The organism is Blautia intestinihominis (assembly GCF_040096655.1).
GTDB classification, from domain to species: domain Bacteria; phylum Bacillota; class Clostridia; order Lachnospirales; family Lachnospiraceae; genus Blautia_A; species Blautia_A intestinihominis.
Window position 1 is genome coordinate 1 of sequence record NZ_JBBMEI010000177.1, and the last position, 1,408, is coordinate 1,408.

Annotated in this window: 2 protein-coding genes and 1 pseudogene; all 3 read left to right on the top strand. The window is 46.0% G+C overall.

Annotated features, from left to right (window positions below; translation table 11 throughout):
* Window positions 1-745 (top strand): annotated as a pseudogene (locus WMO75_RS19525) (adenylylsulfate reductase); the annotation flags it as partial.
* On the top strand, window positions 726-1,037 hold the full coding sequence (locus WMO75_RS19530; RefSeq protein WP_022213499.1) for a 4Fe-4S dicluster domain-containing protein: 312 nt from the start codon (window positions 726-728) through the stop codon (window positions 1,035-1,037). The pseudogene WMO75_RS19525 and the gene WMO75_RS19530, both read left to right, overlap by 20 nt.
* Before the next feature lie 15 nt (window positions 1,038-1,052).
* On the top strand, window positions 1,053-1,408 hold a 356-nt coding region (locus tag WMO75_RS19535), incomplete at its 3' end, for a phosphoadenosine phosphosulfate reductase domain-containing protein (RefSeq protein ID WP_349078849.1).

A 1,408-nucleotide genomic window follows, 5' to 3' on the forward strand; every position in this document is an offset into this window, starting at 1 on the left:
ACCGAGCCAGACCCTCAAATGGATCGAGAGCGGTAAGATGCCAAGCGAACAGGACGTAGAGATCCAGGGAACCGAGCCGTACATCGTAGGCGGTCATACAGCCAGCGGTTTCTGGGTAGATACCAGAAGAGAAACCACCATTCACGGACTTTATGCAGCCGGTGATGTGGCAGGCGGATGTCCTCAGAAATATGTGACCGGTGCTCTGGCAGAGGGCAAGATCGCCTCTCTCGCGATCATCGAACAGTTAAAAGATGATCATAACGAAGAAACATCCGAAATCGAAAAACAGGCACAGACGATCATTAAAGATTACGAAAAGATCCGCAAGGCACAGAACGGTCTGTTTACCATCGACGAACTGGAAGAAGCCATGCAGAAAGTCATGGACGAATACGCAGGCGGAATCGCCAGCAACTATCAGTTCAATGAGAAAAAGCTGGATCTTGCAGAAGAAAAGATTGTAAGACTGAGTGAACTTGCCGATCAGGTCGGTGCAGAAGATATGCATGAACTTCTTTTTGCATACGAATTAAAAGAAAGACTTCTCGTCTGTCAGGTGCTGATCGAACACCTCAGAAACAGAAAAGAAACCAGATGGCATTCTTTCAATGAGAATCTCGATCATCCGGAAACAGACCAGAATTTTGAAAAATACGTAAATTCCAGAATGGAAGACGGCAAGATCCGCATTCTGTTCAGGGATCTGGTAAAGGGGGATACTTATGAGCATACGAATTCGTGAAGACCGATGTGTCGGCTGCGGTAAATGTCAGGAAGTATGTCCTGGCACCCTGATCCAGATCAAAGACAAAAAAGCGGTCATGAAATACCCGAAGAACTGCTGGGGCTGCGTTTCCTGCGTAAAGGAATGTAAGATGGGAGCTATTGAATTTTATCTTGGCGCAGACATCGGCGGCATGGGTGGAACCATGAACGTTACCCAGAAAGGTGATCTCCTCAACTGGAACATCACCAGATCTGACGGCAGTGAACTGGTCATCAGCGTTGACCGGCGAAATTCCAATAAATATTAGTACAGGAGTAGAACTATGAGCGGATTATCACATTTAGATGAACTGGAAGCAGAAGCAATATATATCATCCGGGAAGTGGCAGCAGAGTGCGAAAAACCTGTTATGCTTTATTCCATCGGAAAAGACAGCTCAGTGATGCTTCATCTCGCACTGAAAGCCTTTTATCCGGAAAAACCACCTTTCCCGTTTTTACATGTAAACACAACCTGGAAATTCCGGGAAATGATCGAATTTCGTGACAAGACAGCCAAAGATCTTGGAATCGAGATGCTGGAATATATCAATGAGGACGGTGTGAAGCAGGGAATCAATCCTTTTGACAACGGATCCGCTTATACCGATATCATGAAGACACAGGCTCTGAAACAGGC

What these genes read in the sequence shown, in the direction of transcription:
- WMO75_RS19530 (WP_022213499.1), top strand. Translation starts at nt 726, where the DNA reads ATGAGCATACGAATTCGTGAAGACCGATGTGTCGGCTGCGGTAAATGT.